We start from the raw sequence: 25,761 nt of genomic DNA, 5'->3' as shown, positions 1-25,761 counted from the left end.
GACCTTAAGCTGTAAATAGATTTCTACCTATGAGTGATTCCAAGACTTTTCTCTGCATCTCCAATTACTTCAAAGGCAACGCCTTTTTGACCTCCCTAAAAAAACAAGGAAATCGTGTATTCTTGGTAACCACAGAACAGCTTCGCGACAAACCTTGGGCGGTGGAATACATCGATGAAATCTTTTACATGCCGGGACAGGATCTGGATTGGGATATGGACTTATTGCTCAAAGGTGTAGGAGGATTGATGAAGGAGCATAAAGTCGATGCTATTGTCGCACTGGATGATTATGACGTGGAAAAAGCGGCATTTTTAAGAGAAAACTTCAGAATTCCCGGAATGGGTCAAACTACCGGCCGCTACTTCCGTGATAAACTCGCCATGCGAATCAAGGCTAAAGACGCGGGAATCCGTGTCCCGGCATTTTCCTCCCTTTTTCATAATGCCGATATCAATCACTTTGCAGATACGGTAGACGCACCTTGGGTTCTCAAGCCTCGCTCGGAAGCTTCTGCCCATGGCATCATCAAAGTGTATGACAAAGAATCCCTTTGGAGGCATTTGGATGAATTGGGCGACAACCGGATTTATTACCTCATCGAGCAATTCAAACCCGGCGATGTCTACCATGCCGATGGGCTACAGTTGGAGGGGAAGACGTTGTTTCTGACCGTTTCCAAATACTTGGCCACCCCCATGGAGATTTCACAAGGCGGAGGCATCTTCCGTTCTGCGAATATTCCTTACGGCTCAGATGACGACAAAAAAATCAAGAAGGTCAATGAGGCAATCATGAAAGCCTTTGGACTAAAAAACGGCGCCTCACACACTGAATTCATCAAGTCCCGTGAAGATGGAGAAATCTACTTTTTGGAGACTGCATCCCGTGTTGGCGGAGCACATTTGGCGGAGATGGTGGAAGCTGCCACTGACATCAATCTCTGGGCTGAATGGGCCAAAATCGAGGATGCCGTGGCAAAAAACAAAAAATACGAGCTACCAAAAGTGGCTAAAAACTATGCAGGCATTGTCCTCACCCTATCCAAATATGAGCATCCTGACCTCAGCAGCTTTGACGATTCGGAAGTTTGTTTTCGAGTGCCTTTGGAATACCATGCAGGCTTGATCGTAAAATCACCCAAGCAGGAGCGCATCATGCAGCTCCTCGATCAGTATGCAGAGCGATTTGCCTCAGAGCTTTCTGCTACTGCCGAGGCACCTGAGGTAAAGAAGTTTCATTAATTCTTTTTGTCAACGGTCCACGGTACACAGTCGACTGTGGTCTGTGGACTGTGGACTTTTCAAAACTTCTCCTCTACTCCCAAGCCAAATAAGGCAAAATCATACTTCACGGGATCATTCGGATCAAACTCGCGAAGTCTTTCAGTAAGCTCCAAAGCTGTTTGCCAGTCGGTTTGCTTTCGGGTAATCAATCCCAGTTTTCTTCCTACCCGATCCACGTGAAGGTCGCACGGACAGATGAGTTGAGCAGGTTTTATCCTTTTCCACAGTCCAAAATCCACACCCTTGTCATCGTCTCTCACCATCCAGCGGAGGTACATGTTGATCCGCTTGCAAGCAGCTTTTCTGGCAGGAGTGGCGATATGCTTTTTGGTTCGGGAAGGAGCATCAGGAAGACTGAAAAAATACTCATGAAAATGAGTCAAAATGGACTCCATACTGTCTGCTTGCCCAGTTTGACCGATCAAAAAGGCATCCTCCAGACTCTCAAATCTCCTGTAATACCAAGAAAGGAAGTGTACAAAATAAAGCGTGTCCACTTCATTGAAGGTTCGGTGCTTGAAGTTCAGCAGGGATCTTAAATCCTCTTCCCGATGATGAAGGAGAAAATCATGAGGAGCATTATCCATCAGAGTAAAAAGTTCCAAGCACTTATTAATGATGGTTTTGCGCTGACCCCAAGCCAGGATGGCTGCGAAAAAACCTGAGATTTCAATATCCTGCTTTTTGGAAAACCGATGAGGTATGGAAATGGGGTCTAGTGTGATAAACCCCGGTTGATTGTATTGGATGACTTTCTCATCCAAAAAATCCTTGATTGCATTCATCACAAAGCCACTTTCACCTCTCCGCCTTGTGTTCCGTCAAACCATTTGAAGGAAAGTTCCTGATCGGTTTTTTCCGACACATGCCAATCAAAACACTTGATATTGGTCAACGAGCGAAGGCTATCTTCGTCCGGATTGTAAAGACAAATATCAAAATCCGGCATTTGCTTGGAATCAAGTGTATTCCATTTTTCTAAAATGAAGCCTTCCTCGATCACCCTTACTTTTTTCCCAAACACATAATCACTCAATACCGAAGGTACTCCATCTTTTCTCCTCAACTGAAAACCTGCCGGTCCAAACATGATTTGTTTAATCAGTTTTGCCTCCAGCAACTCATCGGAATAAGGCAAGGTCTCCCAATCCGATTCTTTAAACACCACTTTATTTCCTTCAGGCCTGATTCTGGTCAGAAGTTGAGAAAGTTTTGAGAAAAGAAAAGTCAAGCCGATAAAAATCAGTCCGAAACTAGCCAGAATGGGATAGGAAATGATAAAGATGGCATTCCAAATAAACCTAAACAGGTGATGGAAGAATAGTTGGAATTTATTCATGGCAGCTTACTCAGATCACAAAGGTACCCTCCTCCTTTAAGAATCCCAAGGAAGGGATTTTCAGCTTGATCTCTAAAAAAGAAAAAGCAAAAAAAAGACCTCTAAAGAGGCCTTTCTTAGCTGTTTCGATGGAGATTAGTAAAGAATCTCTACCGGAAATCTTTGATTGACTGCTTTGAGTTGGTCAAATGCTGCTTGGGAAAGTTTGATAACCAGTTTGGAATTATCACCAGTATCTGGAAGTGTACCCACTACCCTGGCAAATATGGTCAGGTCATTTTCTTCATTTTTCACCCGAATCACACTGCCTACAGGCGCAGTTCTATGAAGGACGAGGTACTTTTTATGCCCGCCAGTTCCCTCTATCAATTCTGCCTGACCCGTTTCTTTGATATTTTTAAAACCTCCCGAAGTGTTTTCCGGGGTAGGTTCTACGTTCATTTCCGCAGTGGATGAAGCGACTTTTGGAGTGCCTACAATAGGAACGGTGCTCGGTCCCTCAGGAGCTCTTCCGACTTTGATGACTTGACCTGCTCTGAGGTTGTTGGAAGTAAGCGCATTCCATTGAATCAGGTTTTCTACACTGCTTCCATATTCAGAAGAAAGCGAAAAAAGTGTTTCCCCGGATTTGACCGTATGTGAAATCCAGTCTCCAGGTGCAATAGGTGCCGAAGTTGCAACTGGTGAAGAAGCAGCCTTTACCGGTTCCGGTTTTGATTTTACAGTTTCCGCTTTTGCTTTAGGAGCTTCCACTTTTTTCTCTTCTACCTTTGGCTGTTCTCTCACAGTAACAGGTTCAGAAGGTTTGGTAGTAGAAGCAACTTGAGTTTGGGTGGAACCAGCATCATTGATTATGAGCACTTGACCCACTTTTACTCCATTTCCTGAGAGCTTATTCCATTCTTTCAGCGATTCAATAGTCACTCCATATTTTTTGGAAATGGAAAAAAGTGTTTCACCCGAGGTAACTTTGTGTGTGATGGATTTTGGTGTGGTAGCTACAGGAGTGGAAGCTACAGGCGCCGAATTCACGGGATTGGAAGCAGGTGGAGTTGAAGTAATTTTCCCTTCGTAAGGAATTCGAATAGTTTGACCAATTTTCAAACCTTGCTTCAGCACTTCATTGGCATTTTGGATATCACTTACAGAAACTTGATATTTTCTTGAGATACCAAAAAGGGTTTCTTGAGGAGATACTTTGTGCAAAATGAACATTTTATCACCTACCCGCTCTACTCCAATAGAATCACCTGGAATCAGAACCGAAGCCTCTAATTTTGGAAGCGCAACCAAAAAAAGTAGAAGAGAAAGGAAAGCAATTTTGGGTCTTAAAATCATAAACGTTACTGTGAGTTAGTGGTCAAAGGCAGGATACTTTTTAATATTTCAGAATTTAGCAATAATAGTGCTAAAAAGAGCCTATGAGGGGAATCTGAACCTTCTTATCAGCATCAAGATTTTCATTTTTTCAAAAACCCCCAAAAGGAGACAGATCAAATTCAAAAAGGTATTTCCGGACAAATCTTTTCAATTTGCTATCTTTTCAAGCACAATTGCTATTCATGAAAAACATTCTGATCCTCTTTTTCTCCATCAGCCTTTTGATTCCTTCGGTCTTGCTTGGACAGGAAGCTGATAAAAAGGTCTACGTCTTCAAGATTGACAAAGACATTGATCCAGCGATGAATCGCAGGGTAAAAATCGCCATGGAAGAAGCCGAAAAGCTAAAGGCGGATCTCATTCTGATCGAGATGGATACCTATGGAGGTGCCGTAACTGATGCGGATGAGATCCGAACACGGATTTTAGAATCAGAAATTCCAGTCTATGTATTTATCAATAAGGATGCTGCCTCCGCGGGAGCTTTGATTTCTATTGCTTCGGATAGCATCTATATGGCGCCGGGTGCCAGTATAGGCGCTGCCACTGTGGTGAATGGCGTAGATGGAGCCGCCGCACCGGACAAATACCAATCTTACATGCGATCCATGATGCGCAGTACAGCCGAGGCCACAGGTAGAGACCCCAAAATTGCCGAAGCCATGGTGGATGAGAAAATAGAAATCGAGGGCATCTCTGAGGCCGGATCGGTAATTACTTTTTCTGTTTCCGAAGCAATTCAATATGGATTTTGTGAAGGCGAGTTTGATTCAGTGGATGAAATTCTTGCTGCTAAAGGCTTTGCAAATGCAGAAATTACCAACTATGAGGAAGATTCCGTCGATCAGATCATCGCATTTTTCCTTAGTCCTGCGATCAGCGGTGTATTGATTTTGATCATCATAGGTGGGATTTATTTTGAATTACAGACTCCAGGTGTAGGTTTCCCGCTACTGGCAGCCATCGTGGCGACCTTACTCTATTTCATTCCCTATTACCTAAATGGCTTGGCTGACAATTGGGAAATCTTGGTGTTTTTTATCGGGGTGATCTTATTGGCGGTAGAGCTGTTTGTCATTCCGGGATTTGGGATTTTTGGTGTAGTGGGAATCGTGATGATCTTGGGGGGATTGGTATTGGGTATGCTTCCCAACCAAGATTTTAATTTTGCCTTTGTTCCTGCCTCTCAATTGTTTGGTGCCTTGCTCACGGTAATTTTAGCAGCTTTGGGATCAGTAGGATTGGTATTTTGGCTCACGCCAAAAGTGAATGAGTGGGGAGCATTTAAACATATCACACTTGCTACTACCCAAGATCGAGCTCAGGGTTATACTTCCAGCATTTACTCCGAAGAGTTGAAGGGAAAAATTGGTACGGTCCATTCCAGACTGCGTCCAAGCGGTAAAATAGAAATAGAGGGTGAAATCTACGATGCATACACCAGGGGAGAGTTTTTGGAAAAAGATGAAAAAATAACTGTCATCTCCACCGAAGGCACTTCACTCCGTGTCAAAAAATTAGAATCCTGATCCCAAGATTTGGCTAGTTTTGCGGCATGAATCCATTTCAGTCCATATACGAACTGATCGGTGAGGAGAAAATTAGGCATCTGGTGAAATATTTTTATCAAGAAGTAGAAAAGACACCCGAGCTCAGAAAATTATATCCTGAAGATCTGGAACCGGCAGAGCGAAGGCTTTTCCTTTTTCTTTTACAGGTTTTTGGCGGACCTCAAACCTATTCTGAGGAAAGAGGACATCCGAGATTGAGGATGAGGCACTTTGAGTGGCAAATCGACCCTTCATTGAGGGATCATTGGCTGAATGCCATGCTTACTGCATTGGATCAAATCAAACCCGACCAAGAAGTAAAAGAACTTATGATGGGATATTTTATCAAAGTAGCCAATCACATGATTAACCATGACTAAACTGGGCAGACAACTGTACACCTACTATTCCGGGGTAATGTTTGTCTTTACCTTCTTGGCAATATTCCCTTTTTTTCTAGTCTGCATCTGGGTACCCGGATGGCAGAGATTTGGAAGAAAGATCAACCAATATTGGGCGAAGACTTATTTCACATTGATTTTCTTGCCTGTAGAAGTTGAGAATAGAGCTCAGTTGGAAAAAGGCAAACCCTATATCTTCTTGGCAAATCACTTCAGCTATATCGATGTGGCTATGATGGGTTTTGTACCCGGCGATGTACTTTTTGTGGGAAAAGCTTCGATTCGGAAAGCACCACTTTTTGGATACTATTTTAAAAAACTCCACATCGCTGTGGATAGAAGCAGAGTGAAAAGTCGAGCCGAGACCATGCGCAGAGCAGGTTTAGCCATTGATAATGGAAGTGGGATCGTTCTTTTTCCGGAAGGAGGAATCTACACCCCACATCCACCTAAGATGGTACCCTTCAAGAACGGGGCATTTAGACTGGCATTGGACAAACAAATCCAAGTCATCCCTGTCACCTTATCTTATAATCATCTAATTTTACCGGACGACGGTCAATTGCTTTTGCATCGCAAAGCGGCCAAAATGGTTCTTCATGAGCCCTTAAAACCCGAAGACTTTGATTCAGACGAGGCCATGAAAGAAAAATGTTTCGAAGTAATCCAACAACAACTTGATCTAGATAACCAATTGATCGGTGAGATTAGACTTCAACCAGAGATTTAATTGTTCTGGAACACGTGGTCCAAAATTTTAGAAAAAATGAAAATAGATAAAGAGTCCATCAAAAAAATCGCACATCTGGCCAGGTTGGAATTCGATGAGAATTCCGCCGAAAAAATGTCCAAAGACATGTCTCAAATCCTGGATTGGGTGGAGCAGCTCGGCGAAGTGGACACGACAGGCGTGGAGCCACTGACCACCATGTCCTCTGAAGTCAATGTGATGAGAGAAGACACAGTGGGCACACACATGCCCCACGAATCTGCCTTAAAAAATGCCCCAAAAAGCGATTCAGACTACTTTAGAGTACCGAAAGTCCTAGAATAACATGATCCAAAAAACAGCAAAATCAACAGGATTTGCACCACTTTCTGCCCTCCTGCTCTTAGTGACTGGAGGGCTTTTTGCGCTCTATTCCTTGGTTTTTTCACCTTTAGCCTTTCCCAATATTCAGGCGGCAGCATTCTTGGACACCGTGGCTATTCCTTTTTCTTCAGAAAAGATCGGCGAGTTGACCATCCCCATCAAACTGGATAACTACTTGGTTTTTCAAGATTTCCACTCCCTTCCGGCCAAATACACCCTTTGGGAAAGTTACCTTTTTGGAGGAATAGTGCTATTGATTGCTACCTCCGCTTTGGCGCTCTTTAGCCAGTTCAAAAAATTCCCCTTCCTTGGTGCAGGGGTAGGATGGATTTTTCTACTTACCCTGTCCAATGTCAATGGCCTGAATATCGGCGGACAAAGTGCGAATGTTCCATTAATCATACTTCTGGCAGGAACCGTTTTGCCCCTTGTCTTTTTCCATATCTGGGGTACTCAAGTCAGATTTTGGATCAGATGGGTGGTTATTTTCCTTGGCTTTGGCACTTTAGTTTTCATACTACTTCAGCTCAGTCCCATCCCAAATCCCGCACTTTATTTAGCTGAGCAAAGTTTAATCATTGGCTTAGGTTTGGGAATTTCATGGCTTTTCTGGCAAGGTCACGGCATGCTGTCGGGTGTATTTGTGCTATTGTCTAAAGCAAATCAAAACCTAGCGACCAAAGTCTCCATTCAGGTATTTGTATTAGCCCTGATTTATTTTTTGATGCTTTTGTTTCTGATTTTGGACTTAGGAGGCGAGGTCAATCTACCCTTTCCTACCTTTTCTCCGATCTACCTGATCTTCCCTCTTGGGATTTTAGGCTGGTTCTCGATCCAAGAAAAAATCAATCAAATCGATGAATTAGCTGGGCCTAAATCCACAATAAAGGCCCTCCATTTGATCGGTTTTGCCATGATGCTTTGGTTGATCTGGAAATTGGAGGTTTCAGCAAATCAACCTGCTGAGGAGCTGATCAAGCATCTCTTGGTCTATTCACAAACAGGCTTTACCCTGTTCTTTTTCATTTACCTGATGAGCAATTTCCTAGGATTGATGAATTCGGGAAAAGCCGTGCATCGAATTATGTACAAGCCTCATTCTCTCCCCTATTATCATTTGAGGATAGGAGGAGTGATTTCCATTTTGGTAATTACCATCTATTTGGAGGCAATCGTAGCAGCTCAGGCTAACTCCCTGACCAACAATATTCTTGGTGATTATTACTACCAGACGGAGCAAAAGCTGGAAGCAAGTATCCTTTATGAAAACAGTTGGGATCGGTACAGGTATAATCCAAAAGCAAAAAATCTGACTGCGCATATCCTTTTCCAACTCAATCAACCCACCTTGGCCAAAGAGCATTTGGAACAAAGCTTTGCCGAAGCTCCTCAAGTGGATAATATCCTGTTGGTCAGCGAGCGGCTACAGCAGGAAAACAAACTTTTTGAAGCGATCTATTACTTGGAAAATGGACTCAAGCGCTTTTCCGGCAATCCTTATTTGGTCAATAATCTGGCACTATTTTACACATTGACCCAGCGTTATGAGGAAGCTGCCTTGCTATTGAAAGAGCATTCAGGAGCCTCAGATGTCACTTCTTCCAACTGGACGGCACTTCAAACCAAACTTGGTCTCGAACCAACTTCTCAGGAGATTGGAACCGATTTGATCAGCCAAATCAATCAGATTGCAGCAATAAGGAAAAAAGGAGAAAAGCCAGAATCCAACGATTTGGAATCCCTTCGAAACTCACTCCAACAGGAAACTTCTCCCATGTTGATTCACGCAGGATACCGTAATCTCGTCACCGAAATCAACACTTCAGATCCCACCAAAGAAATTAAGCAGTTAGACTCTTTGGCCCAAAGTGAGGCCTTTCTAGACTACACCATGCAGCTCCAGGAAACAGCCATATTGAGAAGTCTTGGCGCAGGCAGAATCAATGAAGCTGTGAAAAACCTAAATGGATTGGCATTCAGAAATCCCGGAGATGCGGCCTATTACCTGAATCTGACCGGATTGATTCAAGCCCAACAGCTTGACTTCCAAAAGGCTTCAAAAGATTTCATTTTGGCAGAAGAAAAAGGATTCAAAGCCATAGAGTCTCAGCACTTGGCGATATTGGAATTGGGTGGTTTTGCAGACAAAGCTGCTGAATTTACCCTTAAATTCCCTGAGAAAGCCAATCTCAAAATCTCAGAGGACCTAATCCTTTTTGGGAAATTCAACCAACAACTTCCAGAGAAGCTTTTCGAAACCTGGAAAACCATTTCGAATCAAGATTACAAAACAGTCTTTGCCCTCAAACTTCTCAGTCATAAGGCGCATGGATTGACCAAAGGCCAACTTGCAGAACTGGGTAATGCACTTGCAGGAAAAGTACCTGCAGAAGATGATCTTCAAACCTTCCTCAAAAACCCGGATTGGTCGGATGCTAATTCTCTTGGTGCATTTACACGGTTTTTGGGTTTGAAGGAAGAATTGACTGCCAATCCCTACTTCACTCCTTTAGTGTTGAGTGCAGCAGACCGGGCAGGAGATCCTTTATTGGCCTATGAGATCATTAATTCTGCCAGTGACTTTAACCAGGACCCTTTGCTTTGGATTCGAAAAGTCCAAGCAGCCAAAAGAATTGGCCTGGACAACTACGCCACCGCGGCTATTCAAGAGATGAGCACCTGGCTGACTTGGGATGAAATTGAAAAATTACAAATGACTAACTATTGACAGTTTTTCACGTATTTTGACACATTGGTAATCCAAATAAAAAAGCTAAACCACTATCTTAATCAAAATTTTCTACCATGAGCCGAGTAATTGAAACCCACGAAATCAACAAAACCTATAAAATGGGATCTGAAATCATTCAGGCCCTCAAATCTGTCAGTATCACGGTAGATCGTGGAGAATACGTCGCCTTTATGGGGCCTTCAGGTTCGGGTAAATCAACCCTCATGAACATCATCGGATGCCTCGACTCTCCTACTGCCGGCACTTATATTTTAGCAGGTAAAGATGTCAGCGACATGAGTGAAAATGAGCTAGCCGAAATCAGAAACAAAGAAATCGGCTTTGTTTTCCAGACTTTTAACTTACTTCCTAGAGCTACCTGCTTGGATAATGTGGCACTTCCATTAGTCTATGCAGGCTATTCCAAAGCAGAACGCGAAGAAATGGCATTCAAAGCTTTGGAAAACGTGGGACTTGGCGAAAGAACCAAACATAAGCCCAACGAGCTTTCAGGTGGTCAGCGTCAGCGAGTGGCAATTGCCAGAGCCTTGGTCAACAACCCAAGTATCATCCTCGCTGATGAACCTACAGGTAACCTCGACTCTAAAACTTCCTATGGAATCATGGAGCTTTTTCACGAGTTGCATGCCAAGGGAAACACCATCATTATGGTAACACACGAGGACGACATCGCACATTATGCGCATCGAATCGTACGATTGAGAGATGGATTGGTAGAAACAGATAAAATCAATCCAAACCCGACTCGAGGTGCCGCAATGCTCGTCTGATTTATCCCAATCTTTTCGAAATAGATTCTTATTTTTGCCCCTGAAAGAAACGAGGCAGAGATGAAAATCTATACCAAAACAGGAGACCAGGGAATTACCTCACTTTTGGGGGGTGTTCGTGTGCCAAAATCAGATTTGAGGATCGATGCTTACGGTACTATCGACGAACTAAATTCCTACTTGGGCTTACTGAGAGATCAAGAGGTCAACAAATCCAGGGCTGATTTTCTTAAAGAAATTCAAGACCGATTGTTTACCATTGGGGCAGATTTGGCTACTGTGCCGGGGAAAGACAAGGTCAAAAAACCCGATCTCCATGTTGAAGACGTCGAGCAACTCGAACAGGAAATGGACATCATGGATGCCCAGCTTCCGTTGCTGACGGCTTTCATTCTTCCTGGAGGACATCAATCGGTATCCTTCTGCCATTTAGCCAGGACAGTTTGCCGCAGGTCAGAACGGATTGTGGTAGAGTTGGCCTCTCTCGAACCCGTTTCAGAATTGGTCATCCAATATCTCAATCGCCTCTCAGATTACCTTTTTGTCCTTGGGCGAAAAATGGCCCAAGAACTCGAAGTCGAAGAGGTAACTTGGAAACCTCGACTTTAAATGAAAACATGGCAAGAAAATTTTCCTGCCTTCTAATGATAAGAACACAGGCATTGCCTAAAAAGAAAAGAGTATGAAGACCTCTCTTGCCATCCCGGTTACCAAAACCACTCATTCAAAACTTGCTGAAACCGATTTTTCAAACTTAGTCTTTGGCAAAGTCATCTCTGACCACATGTTTGTGGCAGACTACAAAAATGGAGAATGGACCGACCTTCGAATTGAGCCTTATGCTCCGATGGAAATTCACCCAGCCAATGCTGCTTTGCACTATGGACAGTCCATTTTTGAAGGGATGAAAGCCTACAAGAGCGAGAGTGGTGAAATTTTGATTTTCAGAGGTGATGCCAACGCCCGTAGAATGAATGAATCTGCGGAAAGAATGTGCATGCCGGCTATCCCGGAAGAAATCTTCCTGGAAGGTCTCACACAATTGATCGAATTGGATAGGGATTGGGTCCCTTCCGGAAAAGGTTCTAGTCTTTACATCCGTCCATTTATGTTTGCGATGGACAACTACATCGGTGTGAAGCCTTCTGAGAGCTATCGCTTTATGATTTTCACCTGTCCGGTAGGCGCCTATTACAACAAACCCGTGTCAGTCAAGGTAGAGACAAACTTTACCCGAGCTACCGAAGGCGGTACCGGAGCTGCAAAAACAGCCGGTAATTATGCTGCTTCTCTTTACCCCGCCCTCCAAGCCCAAAAAGCCGGCTATGATCAATTGCTTTGGACTGATGGTAAGTCTCACAGTAAAATCGAGGAAAGCGGCACCATGAACGTGATGTTCAAAGTCAATGGAACCCTCATCACGGCTCCTGTCAATACAGGTACAATTTTGAAAGGAATCACTAGAGATTCTGTCATCCAACTGGCTAAAGACTGGAATGAACCGCTTGAGGAGCGATTTCTGACAGTAGGTGAACTCCAAGAAGCACTTGAAAGTGGAAACCTACAAGAAGCCTTTGGCGTTGGAACGGCAGCTACTATCGCATTTATAAATAAAATCCAGGTCAACGGAAAAGATTATCACTTACCGGAAAGCGCTGAGGATAGCTTTGCAAAGAGAATCCTCAAAGAACTCGACGGAATCAAATACGGTGAAATCGCCGATCCACATCACTGGATCATTAAAATCTGATCATTAGCGGGAAGGAAACTTCCCGTTTTTGTTATTTTCAACTGATGAAAACACTCTTTCTCTCTTTGCTCTTTGGGTTTTGGATTACCTCTTCCTTTGCTCAAACCCAGCCAAAAGATTTTGTTTTACTCAAGAGAGGCGGAAATCAAAAATCTCAGATAAGATTTTACCCTGGTGAGATGATCACCTACAAAAGCAAAAAACTAGGCTATTTCATCACAGACCAAATAGTCAAGCTGGATACAGATTACATCTACTTGACAGAAAACATTTTGAGTCCTTCGGATATCTTAGAATTGGATGTACGCCATAAAGATCCCCGAAACCGAACATTGACCAATCTCACCGGGCTTTTTTTAGGAGCAGGCTCTTTATTGTTTGCCGTAGATGCTGTAAACAGTCTATATCAGACAGGAGAACTTTCTATTTCCTCCGGTGTAGCCACAACATCAGGAATATTGGTGGGTACGGGCCTGGCGTTACTTCCAATCAGGTATAAAACTTTCAGACAAAAAGGATCCAACCGTATTCAGATTATTATCATGCGGATCGATTAGTAAATCACCACTGGTAAAAGCGGGATTTTTTTCAGACTTTTGCACCTTAAATTTTCACTTAGACAGATGACTTCAGAACAACTGAAAGACTTGAAAGCCCGCACTTCGGCTTTGAGGAGGTATCTTTGACTACGATCGTAAGAAAGTAGAAATCCAAGACTTTGAGGCCGTCTCGGCCCAGCCCGACTTCTGGAACAATCCGGAAGAGGCAGAAAAAACAATGAAACAAATCCAGGCCAGAAAAGGCTGGACTACCGCCTATGAAAATCTGGATCAAAAAATCCAGGATTTGGAGGTATTGTATGAATTTTTCTCCGCAGGAGAAGTATCAGAAGATGAACTCAAGGCAGATTACCTTAAAGCAAAAGAAGCTGTAGAAGAACTAGAGCTGAAAAAAATGCTTTCTGCTGAAGAGGATCAACTCAATGCCGTTCTGGAAATCAATCCGGGTGCAGGAGGAACAGAAAGTAACGACTGGGCTTCCATCCTGATGCGTATGTATATCATGTGGGGAGAAAAAAACGGCTACAAAGTAAAAGAGGTAGACGTACAGCCCGGTGAAGTAGCAGGGATCAAATCAGCTACGCTGGAATTTGAAGGTCCTTTGGCCTATGGATTCTTGAAATCCGAAACAGGCGTACACCGCTTGGTCAGAATCTCACCCTTTGACTCAGGGGGAAGAAGACATACCTCATTTGCCTCCGTTTATGCCTATCCGGAAGTGGACGATTCGATCGAAATCGAAATCAACCCAGCTGATGTGGAACTTCATACTTCCCGTTCGGGTGGTGCAGGTGGACAGAACGTAAACAAGGTCGAAACCAAAGTGCAGTTGACCCATAAGCCAACGGGCATAGTGGTAGTCTGCCAAGTAGAACGCTCCCAGCTTGCAAACCGGGAAAAGGCGATGCAGATGCTAAAATCAAGACTCTATCAAATGGAGTTGGAAAAGCGAAATGCAGAGATCGCCAAAATCGAATCTTCCAAACTGCGTGTGGACTTTGGTTCTCAAATTCGAAACTACGTCCTACACCCCTACAAACTGGTAAAAGACAACCGAACCGGTCATGAAACTTCGGATGCTCAAGGCGTATTGGATGGAGGCTTGAATGAATTCATGAAGGCCTTCCTGCTTGCGCAAAGCGAAGAGGAAGCCAATAAAGACAACTGAAAAAAAAATTAAGGCCGGATATTTTTCCGGCCTTTTACTTTAAAGACTTGACCCGGAGAATGCGACTGTTGCCGTCTTTTTTTACACTGAATTTCTTCTTGCTCTGCATGAGCAGCTTTTTGTTTTTCTCCAGCTTCAACATGATCATTCCTGAGCTTCCCGCTTACTTGACCTCATTGGGCGGAGAAGATTACAAAGGATTGATTATTGCCCTTTTTACGCTTTCGGCTGGACTTTCCAGACCTTTCAGCGGAAAGCTTGCTGATAAAGTAGGTAGGATTCCTGTGATGATGTTTGGGGCAAGTGTTTGCTTTGTAGTGGGCTTGTTGTATCCCCTGCTGAGCTTTGTGGGAGGTTTTTTGTTTCTCCGGTTTGCCCATGGATTTTCGGCCGGGTTTACTCCTACAGGAGCTTCAGCCTACGTGGCAGACATTGTTCCTTTTCAGAAAAGAGGCGAAGCTATGGGCATTCAGTCCCTTTTTGGTTCCTTGGGAATGGCCGCAGGACCCGCTATTGGAGGCTGGATTGCCAGCATTTGGCCAATCGAGATTTTGTTTTACTGCGCCGCATTTACTGCGATTTTCTCCATTTTGATTTTGACTAGGTTGAAAGAAACTTTGGAAGAAAAAGAATCGCTCAGACTGAGTCTTTTCAAACTCGATCGAACAGAAATCATCGAAAAGCGAGTTCTCCTTCCTTCTATCATCCTTTTTCTTTCGGTGTTCTCCTTTGGAGTGGTGCTGACCATAGTTCCTGACCTTTCTGCACACCTTGGAATCAAAAACAAAGGATTATTTTTCGCAGTCTTTACCCTTTCTTCTTTGGGAATCAGACTGCTCGCCGGACGCACTTCTGACCGTCATGGGCGTGTTGCTGTGATGCGTGTAGCCAGTGCCGTGATGGTATTGGCGATGTGTTCCGTAGCATTTGCAGAAAGTAAGGCCGTTTTGCTAGGCTCAGGTGTGCTTTTTGGAGCAGCGGTAGGGATGTATAGTCCGACTACCACGGCATGGGTAGTGGACCGCTCCCTCGACCGATTTCGAGGGAGGGCCTTGGCTACCATGTATATTTTCTTGGAAAGCGGGATCGGTGTAGGCGCGGTGGTTTCAGGATGGCTTTATGCAAATAATCCTGAAAACTTCCGATTGGTATTTCTTTCCTCAGGTTCAATTGCCTTTTTGGGCTTTTTAATCCTGATTTTCATTAAGCGAGACCGAAAGAGCTACCATTCGCATCATCAATAGCCCAAGTAATTGCTTATTCGGGGGATCGCTAAGATGGACTTTTGACGACCGTTGTAATAAGTCACTTTTTTACCGTCAAAGAAGGCTCCTTCCTCCAGCATGACTCTCACATCCTTGTTCCACTCTTTGACAAATACTACTGCATTGAGTTCGATCGCATAGCCGGTATTGGCATGAAGTGGAAAATCACCTGCTCCGGGCGTGTCACCCTGATTGTCCCACATGCCGATGGTCGGTCCTGCGGAGTGACCATAAAAACCAAGCGGGTGGGTGTAAATGCTTCCACGGATCCCTTCTTTTTCCATCTGCTGACGAGAGGCTCTCAAAATTTCATTTCCGGTTCGTCCTGCGACATAGTTAGAAGTCAAAATATCCTGAAGGCGGTTGCCCACTGCCAAGGCATCCTGAAGATACTTAGGCACTTCAGTTTCCCCTGCTTTCAGAACATAAGCCAATTCCTGGGTATCTGTATTTAGTCTGAGGTAAGTGATTCCAAAATCAATATGCAGTAAGTCGCCAGGCATGATCACTTCTTCACTTGGCCTCACGGCAAAAGAACGGGAAGCTTCCTGAGAATTAGGGTCAGGTCTTTGAATATCGACGGTAGGATGAAACCAAGTATCCAGCTTCATTTCCTTAATTTTCTCTCTGTAAAACCACACCACATCCTCCGTAGTCGTCACTCCGGGGGTAATGACACGATCTGAAAGTCCTTCGGAAATGATGTAATGCGCCAATTCTTGAATGTGCTTGTAAGCGGCCATTTCAGAGGCAGTTCGAGTCTCCAGCCAGCGAACAGCCAAAGTCTGAGCAGAAATTACTTTGGATTGATGCGCTTGAGGCAGATTTTTCATAAACTCCTCATAGTCAAAATGTGTCAAACCATCAGCATGGCCATAATCTTTGGCATAGTTAAGTCCGATTTTCTTGGGATTTTTAGCCTGGATGATTTCCATGAGTGCTTTCCATTGATCAGGCTGAGCTTCTGGGTTCCAGGCTTTTTTGAATGATTTTCCTACATCATACCGAGCCACCGCAAATGATTCCACCTTTGCATTCGGACTGGGCTGATACATTACCAGAATGGTTCGGCGACGGGCCGCATGCCAAGTGGCCGGCAGTAGTGTGCGGATGACTGGATCTTCATTGTATTCTCTCGACATCACGATCCACATGTCAATCCCTGCCTCTGTCATCAAGCCGGGAAGGAGATTCTGCATCCGATCCTCCAACCATGAGTCAATCACCTCGGCTTGTTTCCTCACCGAAAGGACGGCAGGTTCTTGAGCAAAAGAGGTGGAAATAAGGAAGGCAAGAGAGAAAGCGAGTAAAAGTCGTTTCATGGGTTTCTGATTGATTTGAAACCAAGATACTCCTTCACTCCGAATTCCGGATGATCTTTCGTTGGAAATTAATCGTGAGTGATCTGAATGGACTGCTGTTTGATTTTCTTTTTACTCAATTGATGGAATCGGTAAAAGAGCATCACCGCCGTAATCGTCAATCCGGTCAACAGACCTATCCAAACGCCCTTTTCTCCCCATCCAAACTCAAAAGCCATCACATAACCTAAGGGTAATCCCAACACCCAATAAGCCATTAGAGTCACTAGTGTAGGTACCTTGACATCTTCCAATCCCCGCAAAACTCCCAATCCTACTACTTGAACCCCATCAGACAATTGGAAAAATCCGGCAATAATCAACAAGGAAGCAGAAAGAGCAATCACTTCAGGATCATCGATGTAGAGAGTAGGTAAGAAAAATCGAAACACAAAGAACAACAACGCACAGACAAACATAAAGGCAATGACCATCCCAAAGACCACCATTCCTGCTTCACGCATGCCTTTGAGATTACCTTTTCCTATTTGATTACTTACCCGGATCATACCTGCTGTAGACAATCCTGTAGCCATCATATAGCTGATCGAAGCCAGATTCAAGGCTATTTGATGCCCGGCCAAAGCATTGACGCCAATCCACCCCATCATGATCGCTGCAGTGCTGAATGCAGACACTTCAAAAATGAACTGGAAACCGGTCGGTATCCCAATTTTCAAAATTCGGCTGACCATGGGAAAGCTGGCCTTTACAATGGCCAAACGGAGATGAAAGACCTTATATCGCTGAGAATACAAGATGTACCCGCCCATCATGACCATCATCAATATTCTGGAAATCAGCGTTGCCCAACCCGCCCCATTCAAACCTAATTCTGGAAATCCCCAAACTCCCCAGATCAAAACCCAGTTCAAAAAGACATTGACTAGGTTGGCAAAAATGGTGATATACATTGCCTGCCTCGTCTGTGAAAGACCCTCTGCCAACTGCTTGAACGTCTGAAAGATCATCAGAGGAATCAAAGAGGCTGTAATGATTAGTAAATAAGGCACAGCAAGCACTACGACTTCTTCCGGCTGATTCAAAAAATGTAAGCCTTGCGATAGGCCCAACACAATCAAAGTCAAAACCAAACCTGTAGCCAAATTGATCCATAGTCCGTGGCTGAATAATCTTGAGATTCTTTTGGGTTTGCCTTTGCCATCCGCAGCAGAAACTAAGGGAGTGATACCCATGGAAACCCCTATTCCAAACATCATGATGACGAAAAAAATACTGTTTCCCAAAGAAGCAGCAGCGAGAGGCAATGCACCGAGCCTGCCTACCATCATACTATCCGCTACCCCCACAGACACCTGCCCGAGCTGACTGAGCATCACCGGATAAGCTAAATGAAAAGTAGTTTTAAAATGTTCGCGTAGTGTCATGAGTTAATAACCTAGTATCCGTGCTGCTTTAAGGATTCCGGCCACACTGATGGAATCTGTAATTCTTCCATCCATCACCCATTGAAGGACTTCGGAAAAAGGAAGTTTTCTAATCTGAAGTACTTCGGTTTCTTCGAACTCCGTCTCGCCTTGGGTGAGATTTTCAGCCAAGTAAATGTAACCCACTTCGTCCGTCACTGAGTTTGAGGTATGAATTCTCATAATCTCAGTCCACTTTTCAGCAGTCAAACCAGTTTCTTCTTTCAATTCTCTTTTGACTGCTTCCAATCTGTCCAATTCAATAGGTCCTCCTCCCATTGGAATCTCCCAGGAGTATTCTTCCAAGGTATACCTGTATTGACCCACAAGCCAGGTATTACCTTCCTCATCAATTGGAATTACCGCCATAGCCCGGTTTTTAAAATGAGCCTTTCCGTAAATTCCATCTTTTCCGGCAGGATTGATTACTTCATGGTGTTCTACCCGGATCCATGGATTTTCATAGATCGTTTGAATACTTTTAGTTTTCCAAGGATTTTCAGTCATGGTAATTCAAAAAAAAAAGGGTGGACATGCCACCCTTCAACTAGCTAGATTTAATGATTAAGCAGGAATAGGGAGCACTTTTGAGTCCTTAAAGGTAGATAGAATTACCATGGACTGCATGGAATCTACTTCTTTGATTTCGGATACTTTCTCCAGCATTAGTTTTTGATAAGCGGTAATATCCTTAGCGATGATCTTGAGGATAAAATCTCCTGTACCGGTGATGTGATGACATTCAATGACCTCCTGAATTTCATTGATCTCTTTCATGAAAGCGTCAATGTTGCCTTTATTATGACCAATCAAACTAACCAATACAAAAGTACTTACTCCCAATCCGATTTTCTCAGGATCAAGCTTAGCGTGGTAGCTTTTGATGATTCCAGACTGCTCGAGTTTTTTTACTCGCTCCAACGTCGGAGCAGGAGACAATCCAATATCTTTTGAAAGCTGTGCATTAGTTATTTTGGCATTGCCCTGAAGGATTTCAAGAATTCTTCGGTCTATTTTATCAAATTTAATTCTAACGCTATTATCCATGATGATCCTTATTACAAAATTTTATGTTGCGCAAAGTTAATATAATTGATGAATGTTTTAAATCGTGTGAAATGTTTTTGATGAGTGGATTTCAAAATATTGTTAAAGATTCTAGGGCCTAAAGCGAAGAATTCACACTATTTGAAACTCAACATCAAAAAAATTCAAATTATCTCCTGTCATGTGGGTTAAAAACGGGAGTATTTGGATTAAAGTTTATTCTTTTTGATAAAATCTCTGGCTTCTTTATGAGCGGGGTGACTTCGCTTGGCATAACGCTTTACCATGTCAAAATAACCCTTCGCTTGACGCTTGTTTTTCTCAGCTGTGGCAATCTTTCCTAATTGGATCAGCGCATGTAAGTAGTAGCCACTTTCTTGTGATTCGGACTCTTCTCCGTAAGCGACCGTCTTTAGGTAGTATCTTTTGGCTTCTGCCCTATCTCCTACTCTGTAGAAATACTCTCCGAGATAGAACGCTGCAAATCTTCCGCTATTTGCCTCATATCCATACTGCTTTTGGTCAATTCTATCGAGGATTTGGTAAGACTGTTCAACAGATTCGGCCCATCTACCCACGGTATAGAGGTGTCGGGCATAAGATCGATGGAAGTAGGGATTGTTTGGGAATTTGCCATGTAAGTATTCGGAAATTCTCAAAGCATCATGAGGACGCTTTTCTTCTGAGGCATAAAGCCTAAACAAGAAATATTGCGCCTCAACCCGTGTATAAAACGCGTTGGAGGCAACAGTTTCCAGTTGTTGAAGGCCAAGCTGCTTATTTCCCTTGGGAAAAAGAGCTACCACAGGCTTCAGCAAAGGATAATTTTCAGGTATCCACACCGAGAAATAATTGAACAGCGCATCACCAAGTAGAAGTTCTGGGTTAAATTCGGCTTCTCCCCTACTCATTTCCATGTATTTCAAGGCATTTCGGCCTGCAAAGGTCGCTTTCGCCCAGCTTTTTCGCTCGCTATACAGCCTTCCCTGAAATCCATATCCGGCCGCCAAAAAGAAGGCCGCCTCTTTGTTTTTCGGATCCTCATCCAGCATTTTCTCAGCCTTTTCATTGGCTCGGTCAAGGTATTGGATAAAGATGTTGTCAAAGCGCGTATTGGTCACATCCACTTCGATTCTCCACCAATAACCTAAAGCCATCAAAAAATCAGGAAGTGGATGGTTGGGGTATTGGTACATGATCACTGCAAAATCCCGCTCTGCTGTTGCAAAATCGAAATTGTACATGCTGTTAATCGACTTGGTGATCCGATACTGAAGCCCTTTGTCCAAGAGCAAATAAGGAGAATTGGAAGGTGGTAAAGGTGGAGTTGGAGATGGAGATGGAGCTTGGGCTAAGACCGAATAGAAAAATCCCATCCACATGGATAAAATCAACACCATTTTGACTCCTTTACTCATTACTTTCATTTCGTTTCGACTACAAAGCTACGGCGAATTCCAAACAATCGGCTAGATTTACCAACTTTAACAACCGAAAATGGCTAAACCCGCTTCACCTCTTGCCCAACGAATAAACGAGGCAATAGATTTCGATAAACGCATCTTTTTTCTTGTTTTACTTTTTACCTTTTTGCTAATCAGGTATTTCACCAATGCGCTGATTTTAGAATCCATTCCTGACTCTGATCGATTGGATGGACAAGGGGACCTGCTGTTTTTCCATATTTTCAACACCTTGAATTACTTATGGACACCGTTTGCCCTTCTTTGGAAATTCACGGTGATCGCATTTCTGTTTTGGTCAATCGGGTTGATGGTTGGGTTTAAGGCAAACTTTAAAGACCTCTGGAAATTTGCCCTGGTGGCGGAAATAGTATTCATTTTCCCCGAGTTGTTAAGACTGTTGGTTTACATGAACCCCTCAGGAATTGTCAGCTACCTCGAAATTCAAAATTTTGAGCCACTTTCCCTGTTGTGGGTTATCGGACCGGATCACGTTGCAGAAAAATACCACTACCCCCTTTATGTGCTCAATATTTTCGAGATCATTTATGGAGTACTTTGGGTCTTGGGATACCACGCCATCAGCAGAAGGACCTTGGAAGAAAGCACTTTGGTGGTGCTTTTTGCCTACTTCCTTCCATTGCTGATCTGGTTGGGATTTTATATCGGAGCTTACCGCTAAGATTTCTTGGTTTTCTTGGCATCTCCACGACACCGATCCGAGCAGTATTTTACTTCTTCCCAATTCTTTTCCCACTTCTTTCTCCAAGTGAATGGCCTGTTGCATACCGGACACATCTTGGTAGGTAAATGTTGTTTTTTCATCTTAAGCCCATCTTTTGGATAAGGTATGTCTTGCCAAAACGCGCTCAGCGTCTTTTACTACCTCAGGTCGTTTTTGAGCGGACCAAATTCGGTCTCTGGCAGCTGCTCCGGATTTTTCTGCATCTACCAATGGAAAGGGATAATCTTTCCCTAACTCAAAGTCCAATTCCTGCTGCTCGAATGGAGTGAGTTCCCATGGGGTATGGATGAGCGAATCAGGTAATTTGGCCAATTCAGGCACCCATTTTTGGATGAACACCCCTTCCGAATCATGATCTTGCGACTGCTTGACGGGATTGTAAATCCTTACTGTATTGATTCCGGTGACACCTGCTTGCATTTGGAGCTGGGGATAATGAATCCCGGGCTCAAAATCCAAAAACATCCTGGCCAGATGATTGGATCCTGACTTCCAGTTTTGTCCCAGATGATGAGTCAAAAACGAAACTACCATCGCTCTCATTCTAAAGTTAAGATAGCCCGTTGCCGAAATACAACGCATACAGGCGTCCACGAGTGGAAAGCCTGTCCTTCCCTCTTCCCAAGCTTTGATCCAGTCTGGATTTGCCGTGTACGTGAACCCTAAAAATCCCCGATTGATGGGTTCAAATTCCATCCGGGACTCCATTTCAAACTTTTGGATAAAGTGACAATGCCACTTGAGTCGAGATTGGAAGTTAGTGATGTTACGGGGTTGAAATCCACCATTTGCTTTTTCGGAAGAAAGCTGAAACACTTCCCGCAGTGAAATACAACCCCAAGCCAAATACGGCGAAAGCCGACTGCAGCCTTTTCGGCTCAGTTCGGGCTTACTGATATGCTTGTTGTAGTTTTTTACCCGCTCTTCCAAAAAGCTCTTCAGGTATTTACGCCCATTGGTCTCTCCTCCCGGCTGCATAAGCAGATGGGGCGTTTTCCATTCTTCTGGAATTGGATTTTGAGGAAATTTCTCCCAGAAAGTTTTGGAAAGACTCACCCATTTTGCTGTTCTCAAATCAGGCTGTTTCAAGGGTGAATTCATCAACCCAAACCAGAGATTGTTCCATCTGTGGCGGTTTTTGCGTCTTCGCTCTACGCCTTGTTGCAGGTACTCTTTCCAAACAATCCCTTTTTCCTTAAGAAAATCAGCGACTCGAAGGTCTCGGTCAAACGTGATTTTTATACCTGTCTCTTGGTGAGAATAGACGGCCTGAACCTCAAACTCGGAAAAAACAGCTTCAAAAACCTGCTCCACTTCCTGATGAAAAACCATCACTTGAGCCTGAAATGGCTTCAGTTGTGTTTGAAGATCTTGGATACTTTCCCACACAAAACGCCAATGCCGGTCACTGCTTTGTGGTGCTGCCACCAAACTTGGTTCAAAACAATACATCATCAGCACCGGATATCCTGCCTTGATTGCCTCTGCCAAAGGCTCGTGATCCTGAAGTCTCAGATCCCGCTTCAACCACACTATTGAAATTTTCATCAGGAAAGAAAACTTTACAAGCCAATCAAAGTTTGAAGGGCATGAAGAAAATTAAGGAACTGACTGAGCAGGAAATAGATCGAATCATCGAAATGGCATGGGAAGACCGGACTCCTTTTGATGCCATCACGGCGCAATTTGGCGTAAGCGAAGGTGAGACCATTGAGCTCATGCGCAGAAATATGAAGCGAAGCTCCTTTAAAATGTGGCGAGCGAGAGTGCAAGGCAGGGCTACCAAGCATGCCCAAAAAAGTCCTGAAGACATGGATACTTTCCGATCCAGAATGCAGCGGGGTATTGCGCATAATAAAATCTCGAAAAGATAAAAAAAAGGCTTCAACGTCTAGGACGAAGAAGCCTTTTGCATTTAGGGTAAGCTCAACTTATACTGTTTCAAAAGGCCATCTCATGATGCCTCCTGCTAGATTTTTTAGATTTTCAAATCCCAAATCTGCCATGATTTCACAAGCCTGACCGCTTCTGTTTCCGCTTCGGCAGTATACCAAATACGTCTTGTCTTTGGGCAAATTCTTCACTTGACTGTAAAAGGAAGGTGACATGATATCCAAGTTTCTTGCTCCACGGATTTTCCCTCCGGCGAATTCACCGGCAGTTCTGACATCGAGAATGACAGTATTGGGCTGAAGCGTTAGGTCATGGAATGGACCTGCTGGAATGTCTTCGTAATTTTTTGGTTTGGTACTGAAGAAGTTAAACATGGTTGCTTTGTTTTTAATGACCCAAAATTAGTCTACTTAATACCCTTGGGTCAGTAATAAAAGTCACCTGAGATAAATCAGGTATTCGATGGTTTCAATCTGTTTTTGACTTCTATGACAGCCAGTCTGACCAAAAGCACCCAAGGCGCCCCGTGCATGAGGAAATCTCCCCAATCGATCAATTTCATACCTACCGCACCACCTGCAATCCAGCGGATTTTTCCCCAGAGATGAGGCTCACTCATCAGCGGAGCCAATCCTAGCGCAATAGTCAAGACAATGACAAAACTCCAGCTATTGTAGGGCATTCGCCTGTTTAGTTCTTTTTGTTCCATGGATAGGTGATTTGTTGCCAAAAGGTCTTGGGGAATTCTTCGATATGATCAAAACCCAGCGGCTCGTTTTCATTTTCGTTTGGAATGTAAGCTGTTCCAAACAGGTAATCCCAAAGACTCAGCGAAATCCCGTAGTTGACGCCATGACTGCCTTCTGGAAGGTATTTGGCATGGTGCCAAAGGTGCATGACGGGATTGTTGAGAATATACTTCAGCGGTCCATAAGTGATTTTCACATTAGCATGATTAAGGTGTCCAATCACAATGGTGATCATATGAAGAATGAAAAAATCATCCAATCCAAACCCAATCATCGCTAGGGGAAGGTATTGAACCGACTTGTAGACGACTGTTTCCATCCAGTGATACCTCAAATGCGCGGCAAACCCCATCTGCTCCACCGAGTGGTGGACCTTATGAAACTCCCACAGCCAAGGACTATGATGCAGCCAACGATGGACATTCCATTGGATAAAATCCGCCACCAAAAACATCAAAAGAAACTGCGCCCAACCAGGCCAGCTTGCCACTTGAATGGCTACCAAATTTTCGATTCCAAATAGCCCTAAAAAATCCTTGAATGCCTCCACAGCCACGTTGGACACGGAGTTATAAACGATCAGGGAGAAAAGAAAGAAGTTGAAAAACATGTAAAATCCATCCAGCCAAAAATCTTCACGGATAGCGGCCTGATTTTTTCTCCAAGGAAAAGCCAACTCCAGCATCCAAACCACCACGGAGATACCGATTAGCCACCAGAAGTAATTGTGCCAGGATGGATAAAGGATCTCTGAAGTCAGGTAATTCCAATAGCCATAATACCCATCGAGGAAGATTTTGAAATATTCCTGAATCATAGTTTAAAGCGACATTAATTCTTTGCCAATGATATAAATACCCATAATCAACACAAACCAGCCAAACCCTGTTTTTAGGATTTTTTCGTTGATCTTTTTGGATAGTGCACTACCGATAAAAATACCTACAATAGAAAGTCCTGTAAAGATCAACAGCATCTGCCAGTCGATCGTCTGGGTGGAGACATCGCCCAAAAATCCGATCAAAGATTTAGCTGCTATGATCAAGAGGGAGGTGCCCACAGCCATTTTCATTGGAAGGCGTGCCAATAATACCAAAGCTGGTATAATCAAAAACCCTCCACCTGCTCCCACAATACCGGTGATTACACCTACTACAGACCCTTCCAAAGCAATCATAGGAAAGTTAAATTTCACAGGTTCATTTTCATCACAGTCCACACACTTCTTGTTCCTTATCATGGAAAAAGAAGCCGCCAACATGATGATGGCGAAAAAGACCATGATGCCAATATTTTTGGTAACAATGGCCTGCCCAACTGTAAATAATGGATCAGGAAGTGCCGGTACTAGAAATTTCCTTGTCAGAAAAACGGCTATAAATGACGGAATAGCAAAAACCAAAGCAGTCTTATAATTTACCAAGCCCTTTTTCATGTAGGTTCCTGCGCCTACCAATGAAGTACTTCCCACCACAAACAAGGAATAAGCAGTAGCCAAAACAGGATCTACCCCAAGAATGTAAACCAATACAGGAACAGTCAGAATAGACCCTCCTCCACCGATCAAACCCAAACTTACTCCTATTAAAATTGCCGCTGCAAAACCTATAAGGACGACTATATCCATTTTGTCTGATAGTTAAAATTTCGTTCCCCAAAATTAGTGGGTGTAACTAGGGCAAAGCGGTGACTAATGTTACATGGGAAAAGACAAGTCATCTGGCTAAAAGTAAGCTTTCCCATTAATTTTCTGGCCATTTTC

Annotated in this window: 28 protein-coding genes; 14 read left to right on the top strand and 14 right to left on the bottom strand. The window is 43.7% G+C overall.

Annotated features, from left to right (window positions below; translation table 11 throughout):
• The first annotated feature begins 29 nt into the window (after positions 1 to 29).
• Positions 30 to 1,244 (top strand): ATP-grasp domain-containing protein, encoded by a 1,215-nt coding sequence (locus ACFPIK_RS05905; RefSeq protein WP_377913197.1) that lies wholly within the window; start codon positions 30 to 32, stop codon positions 1,242 to 1,244.
• 59 nt (positions 1,245 to 1,303) lie between these two features.
• Here the strand turns inward: ACFPIK_RS05905 and ACFPIK_RS05900 are convergent, their stop codons facing one another.
• The 3 genes from ACFPIK_RS05900 to ACFPIK_RS05890 form a co-directional block, all read right to left on the bottom strand.
• On the bottom strand, positions 1,304 to 2,071 hold the full coding sequence (locus tag ACFPIK_RS05900) for a TIGR02757 family protein (RefSeq protein ID WP_377913195.1): 768 nt from the start codon (positions 2,069 to 2,071) through the stop codon (positions 1,304 to 1,306).
• On the bottom strand, positions 2,071 to 2,625 hold the full coding sequence (locus ACFPIK_RS05895) for a hypothetical protein (protein WP_377913193.1): 555 nt from the start codon (positions 2,623 to 2,625) through the stop codon (positions 2,071 to 2,073). The genes ACFPIK_RS05900 and ACFPIK_RS05895 overlap by 1 nt, the downstream gene beginning before the upstream one ends.
• Positions 2,626 to 2,760: 135 nt before the next feature.
• Positions 2,761 to 3,963 (bottom strand): LysM peptidoglycan-binding domain-containing protein, encoded by a 1,203-nt coding sequence (locus ACFPIK_RS05890; protein WP_377913192.1) that lies wholly within the window; start codon positions 3,961 to 3,963, stop codon positions 2,761 to 2,763.
• A gap of 224 nt (positions 3,964 to 4,187) precedes the next feature.
• Here ACFPIK_RS05890 and ACFPIK_RS05885 point away from each other — a divergent pair, with 224 nt between their 5' ends.
• From ACFPIK_RS05885 to ACFPIK_RS05835, 11 genes are all read left to right on the top strand, one after another.
• Positions 4,188 to 5,534 carry an NfeD family protein gene (locus ACFPIK_RS05885; protein ID WP_377913190.1) on the top strand — a complete coding sequence of 449 codons (1,347 nt, stop codon included), beginning with the start codon at positions 4,188 to 4,190 and terminating at the stop codon, positions 5,532 to 5,534.
• 26 nt (positions 5,535 to 5,560) lie between these two features.
• The gene (locus ACFPIK_RS05880) at positions 5,561 to 5,935 is read left to right on the top strand and encodes a globin domain-containing protein (RefSeq protein ID WP_377913188.1); all 375 of its coding nucleotides are present in this window, start codon (positions 5,561 to 5,563) and stop codon (positions 5,933 to 5,935) included.
• Positions 5,928 to 6,686: a lysophospholipid acyltransferase family protein gene (locus ACFPIK_RS05875; protein WP_377913186.1), complete on the top strand. Its 759-nt coding sequence runs from the start codon at positions 5,928 to 5,930 to the stop codon at positions 6,684 to 6,686. The genes ACFPIK_RS05880 and ACFPIK_RS05875 overlap by 8 nt, the downstream gene beginning before the upstream one ends.
• 36 nt (positions 6,687 to 6,722) lie before the next feature.
• A complete protein-coding gene (gene gatC, locus ACFPIK_RS05870) occupies positions 6,723 to 7,010 on the top strand; it encodes an Asp-tRNA(Asn)/Glu-tRNA(Gln) amidotransferase subunit GatC (protein WP_377913184.1) in 288 nt (95 codons plus the stop codon).
• Between the two features lies 1 nt (position 7,011).
• Positions 7,012 to 9,777, top strand: coding sequence for a tetratricopeptide repeat protein (locus tag ACFPIK_RS05865; RefSeq protein WP_377913182.1), 2,766 nt, complete (start codon positions 7,012 to 7,014; stop codon positions 9,775 to 9,777).
• Positions 9,778 to 9,854: 77 nt separating this feature from the next.
• Positions 9,855 to 10,571, top strand: coding sequence for an ABC transporter ATP-binding protein (locus tag ACFPIK_RS05860; protein ID WP_377913180.1), 717 nt, complete (start codon positions 9,855 to 9,857; stop codon positions 10,569 to 10,571).
• Between the two features lie 60 nt (positions 10,572 to 10,631).
• Positions 10,632 to 11,180, top strand: a complete 549-nt coding sequence (locus tag ACFPIK_RS05855) for a cob(I)yrinic acid a,c-diamide adenosyltransferase (RefSeq protein WP_377913178.1) — start codon at positions 10,632 to 10,634, stop codon at positions 11,178 to 11,180.
• A gap of 73 nt (positions 11,181 to 11,253) precedes the next feature.
• Positions 11,254 to 12,321, top strand: a complete 1,068-nt coding sequence (locus ACFPIK_RS05850) for a branched-chain amino acid aminotransferase (RefSeq protein WP_377913176.1) — start codon at positions 11,254 to 11,256, stop codon at positions 12,319 to 12,321.
• Between the two features lie 44 nt (positions 12,322 to 12,365).
• Positions 12,366 to 12,878: a hypothetical protein gene (locus tag ACFPIK_RS05845; RefSeq protein ID WP_377913175.1), complete on the top strand. Its 513-nt coding sequence runs from the start codon at positions 12,366 to 12,368 to the stop codon at positions 12,876 to 12,878.
• Between the two features lie 66 nt (positions 12,879 to 12,944).
• Positions 12,945 to 14,049 (top strand): peptide chain release factor 2 gene (prfB, locus tag ACFPIK_RS05840; protein WP_377913173.1). Its coding sequence is split into 2 segments (ribosomal slippage): positions 12,945 to 13,004 and positions 13,006 to 14,049, totalling 1,104 coding nucleotides; the frame shifts between segments, so codons are not numbered across the junction.
• 107 nt (positions 14,050 to 14,156) lie between these two features.
• Positions 14,157 to 15,293, top strand: coding sequence for an MFS transporter (locus tag ACFPIK_RS05835; RefSeq protein ID WP_377913171.1), 1,137 nt, complete (start codon positions 14,157 to 14,159; stop codon positions 15,291 to 15,293).
• On the opposite strand, the gene ACFPIK_RS05830 is transcribed toward ACFPIK_RS05835, so the two are convergent.
• The 5 genes from ACFPIK_RS05830 to ACFPIK_RS05810 form a co-directional block, all read right to left on the bottom strand.
• Positions 15,287 to 16,636, bottom strand: coding sequence for a M24 family metallopeptidase (locus ACFPIK_RS05830; RefSeq protein WP_377913169.1), 1,350 nt, complete (start codon positions 16,634 to 16,636; stop codon positions 15,287 to 15,289). The two genes, ACFPIK_RS05835 and ACFPIK_RS05830, sit on opposite strands and share 7 nt — an antisense overlap.
• A 68-nt stretch (positions 16,637 to 16,704) precedes the next feature.
• On the bottom strand, positions 16,705 to 18,063 hold the full coding sequence (locus ACFPIK_RS05825) for an MATE family efflux transporter (protein ID WP_377913167.1): 1,359 nt from the start codon (positions 18,061 to 18,063) through the stop codon (positions 16,705 to 16,707).
• A 3-nt stretch (positions 18,064 to 18,066) separates the two neighbouring features.
• Positions 18,067 to 18,609 (bottom strand): NUDIX domain-containing protein, encoded by a 543-nt coding sequence (locus ACFPIK_RS05820; protein ID WP_377913165.1) that lies wholly within the window; start codon positions 18,607 to 18,609, stop codon positions 18,067 to 18,069.
• A gap of 57 nt (positions 18,610 to 18,666) precedes the next feature.
• Positions 18,667 to 19,149, bottom strand: a complete 483-nt coding sequence (locus ACFPIK_RS05815; RefSeq protein WP_187174191.1) for an Lrp/AsnC family transcriptional regulator — start codon at positions 19,147 to 19,149, stop codon at positions 18,667 to 18,669.
• Positions 19,150 to 19,358: 209 nt separating this feature from the next.
• Positions 19,359 to 20,567, bottom strand: coding sequence for a tetratricopeptide repeat protein (locus ACFPIK_RS05810; protein WP_377913163.1), 1,209 nt, complete (start codon positions 20,565 to 20,567; stop codon positions 19,359 to 19,361).
• 79 nt (positions 20,568 to 20,646) lie between these two features.
• On the opposite strand from ACFPIK_RS05810, the gene ACFPIK_RS05805 reads away from it, so the two are divergent.
• Positions 20,647 to 21,294: a sulfate ABC transporter permease gene (locus ACFPIK_RS05805; protein WP_377913161.1), complete on the top strand. Its 648-nt coding sequence runs from the start codon at positions 20,647 to 20,649 to the stop codon at positions 21,292 to 21,294.
• On the opposite strand, the gene ACFPIK_RS05800 is transcribed toward ACFPIK_RS05805, so the two are convergent.
• Both ACFPIK_RS05800 and ACFPIK_RS05795 read right to left on the bottom strand, forming a co-directional pair.
• Positions 21,291 to 21,437: a DUF2256 domain-containing protein gene (locus ACFPIK_RS05800; protein ID WP_377913159.1), complete on the bottom strand. Its 147-nt coding sequence runs from the start codon at positions 21,435 to 21,437 to the stop codon at positions 21,291 to 21,293. The genes ACFPIK_RS05805 and ACFPIK_RS05800 overlap by 4 nt on opposite strands.
• Position 21,438: 1 nt before the next feature.
• Positions 21,439 to 22,905 carry an FAD-binding domain-containing protein gene (locus ACFPIK_RS05795; RefSeq protein ID WP_377913157.1) on the bottom strand — a complete coding sequence of 489 codons (1,467 nt, stop codon included), beginning with the start codon at positions 22,903 to 22,905 and terminating at the stop codon, positions 21,439 to 21,441.
• Positions 22,906 to 22,946: 41 nt separating this feature from the next.
• Here ACFPIK_RS05795 and ACFPIK_RS05790 point away from each other — a divergent pair, with 41 nt between their 5' ends.
• Complete coding sequence (locus tag ACFPIK_RS05790; protein ID WP_377913155.1) at positions 22,947 to 23,231, top strand: TIGR03643 family protein; 285 nt, start codon at positions 22,947 to 22,949, stop codon at positions 23,229 to 23,231.
• A gap of 57 nt (positions 23,232 to 23,288) precedes the next feature.
• Here the strand turns inward: ACFPIK_RS05790 and ACFPIK_RS05785 are convergent, their stop codons facing one another.
• From ACFPIK_RS05785 to ACFPIK_RS05770, 4 genes are all read right to left on the bottom strand, one after another.
• A complete protein-coding gene (locus ACFPIK_RS05785) occupies positions 23,289 to 23,624 on the bottom strand; it encodes a rhodanese-like domain-containing protein (RefSeq protein WP_377913153.1) in 336 nt (111 codons plus the stop codon).
• A 77-nt stretch (positions 23,625 to 23,701) separates the two neighbouring features.
• Complete coding sequence (locus ACFPIK_RS05780) at positions 23,702 to 23,959, bottom strand: hypothetical protein (protein WP_377913151.1); 258 nt, start codon at positions 23,957 to 23,959, stop codon at positions 23,702 to 23,704.
• Positions 23,941 to 24,813 carry a sterol desaturase family protein gene (locus ACFPIK_RS05775; RefSeq protein WP_377913368.1) on the bottom strand — a complete coding sequence of 291 codons (873 nt, stop codon included), beginning with the start codon at positions 24,811 to 24,813 and terminating at the stop codon, positions 23,941 to 23,943. Before ACFPIK_RS05775 ends, ACFPIK_RS05780 begins: the two co-directional genes overlap by 19 nt.
• 6 nt (positions 24,814 to 24,819) lie before the next feature.
• Positions 24,820 to 25,626 carry a sulfite exporter TauE/SafE family protein gene (locus ACFPIK_RS05770; protein WP_377913149.1) on the bottom strand — a complete coding sequence of 269 codons (807 nt, stop codon included), beginning with the start codon at positions 25,624 to 25,626 and terminating at the stop codon, positions 24,820 to 24,822.
• Between the last annotated feature and the right edge of the window lie 135 nt (positions 25,627 to 25,761).

The sequence above is a fragment of the Algoriphagus aquatilis genome (assembly GCF_042657405.1).
In the GTDB taxonomy this organism is placed as follows: Bacteria; Bacteroidota; Bacteroidia; order Cytophagales; family Cyclobacteriaceae; genus Algoriphagus; species Algoriphagus aquatilis.
Note: the sequence above shows the minus strand (reverse complement) of the source record. Positions and strands in the feature narration are given on the sequence as shown.

Bases quoted from the DNA above. Each gene is read 5' to 3' on its own strand.
- ACFPIK_RS05850 (WP_377913176.1), top strand. From the start codon at position 11,254: ATGAAGACCTCTCTTGCCATCCCGGTTACCAAAACCACTCATTCAAAA.
- ACFPIK_RS05855 (WP_377913178.1), top strand. From the start codon at position 10,632: ATGAAAATCTATACCAAAACAGGAGACCAGGGAATTACCTCACTTTTG.
- ACFPIK_RS05795 (WP_377913157.1), bottom strand. From the start codon at position 22,905: ATGAAAATTTCAATAGTGTGGTTGAAGCGGGATCTGAGACTTCAGGAT.
- ACFPIK_RS05820 (WP_377913165.1), bottom strand. From the start codon at position 18,609: ATGACTGAAAATCCTTGGAAAACTAAAAGTATTCAAACGATCTATGAA.
- ACFPIK_RS05895 (WP_377913193.1), bottom strand. From the start codon at position 2,625: ATGAATAAATTCCAACTATTCTTCCATCACCTGTTTAGGTTTATTTGG.
- ACFPIK_RS05880 (WP_377913188.1), top strand. From the start codon at position 5,561: ATGAATCCATTTCAGTCCATATACGAACTGATCGGTGAGGAGAAAATT.
- gatC (WP_377913184.1), top strand. From the start codon at position 6,723: ATGAAAATAGATAAAGAGTCCATCAAAAAAATCGCACATCTGGCCAGG.
- ACFPIK_RS05790 (WP_377913155.1), top strand. From the start codon at position 22,947: ATGAAGAAAATTAAGGAACTGACTGAGCAGGAAATAGATCGAATCATC.
- ACFPIK_RS05900 (WP_377913195.1), bottom strand. From the start codon at position 2,071: ATGAATGCAATCAAGGATTTTTTGGATGAGAAAGTCATCCAATACAAT.
- ACFPIK_RS05830 (WP_377913169.1), bottom strand. From the start codon at position 16,636: ATGAAACGACTTTTACTCGCTTTCTCTCTTGCCTTCCTTATTTCCACC.
- ACFPIK_RS05810 (WP_377913163.1), bottom strand. From the start codon at position 20,567: ATGAGTAAAGGAGTCAAAATGGTGTTGATTTTATCCATGTGGATGGGA.
- ACFPIK_RS05805 (WP_377913161.1), top strand. From the start codon at position 20,647: ATGGCTAAACCCGCTTCACCTCTTGCCCAACGAATAAACGAGGCAATA.
- ACFPIK_RS05860 (WP_377913180.1), top strand. From the start codon at position 9,855: ATGAGCCGAGTAATTGAAACCCACGAAATCAACAAAACCTATAAAATG.
- ACFPIK_RS05800 (WP_377913159.1), bottom strand. From the start codon at position 21,437: ATGAAAAAACAACATTTACCTACCAAGATGTGTCCGGTATGCAACAGG.
- ACFPIK_RS05905 (WP_377913197.1), top strand. From the start codon at position 30: ATGAGTGATTCCAAGACTTTTCTCTGCATCTCCAATTACTTCAAAGGC.
- ACFPIK_RS05825 (WP_377913167.1), bottom strand. From the start codon at position 18,063: ATGACACTACGCGAACATTTTAAAACTACTTTTCATTTAGCTTATCCG.
- ACFPIK_RS05780 (WP_377913151.1), bottom strand. From the start codon at position 23,959: ATGGAACAAAAAGAACTAAACAGGCGAATGCCCTACAATAGCTGGAGT.
- ACFPIK_RS05770 (WP_377913149.1), bottom strand. From the start codon at position 25,626: ATGGATATAGTCGTCCTTATAGGTTTTGCAGCGGCAATTTTAATAGGA.
- ACFPIK_RS05815 (WP_187174191.1), bottom strand. From the start codon at position 19,149: ATGGATAATAGCGTTAGAATTAAATTTGATAAAATAGACCGAAGAATT.
- ACFPIK_RS05875 (WP_377913186.1), top strand. From the start codon at position 5,928: ATGACTAAACTGGGCAGACAACTGTACACCTACTATTCCGGGGTAATG.
- ACFPIK_RS05845 (WP_377913175.1), top strand. From the start codon at position 12,366: ATGAAAACACTCTTTCTCTCTTTGCTCTTTGGGTTTTGGATTACCTCT.
- ACFPIK_RS05835 (WP_377913171.1), top strand. From the start codon at position 14,157: ATGAGCAGCTTTTTGTTTTTCTCCAGCTTCAACATGATCATTCCTGAG.
- ACFPIK_RS05890 (WP_377913192.1), bottom strand. From the start codon at position 3,963: ATGATTTTAAGACCCAAAATTGCTTTCCTTTCTCTTCTACTTTTTTTG.
- ACFPIK_RS05885 (WP_377913190.1), top strand. From the start codon at position 4,188: ATGAAAAACATTCTGATCCTCTTTTTCTCCATCAGCCTTTTGATTCCT.
- ACFPIK_RS05785 (WP_377913153.1), bottom strand. From the start codon at position 23,624: ATGTTTAACTTCTTCAGTACCAAACCAAAAAATTACGAAGACATTCCA.
- ACFPIK_RS05865 (WP_377913182.1), top strand. From the start codon at position 7,012: ATGATCCAAAAAACAGCAAAATCAACAGGATTTGCACCACTTTCTGCC.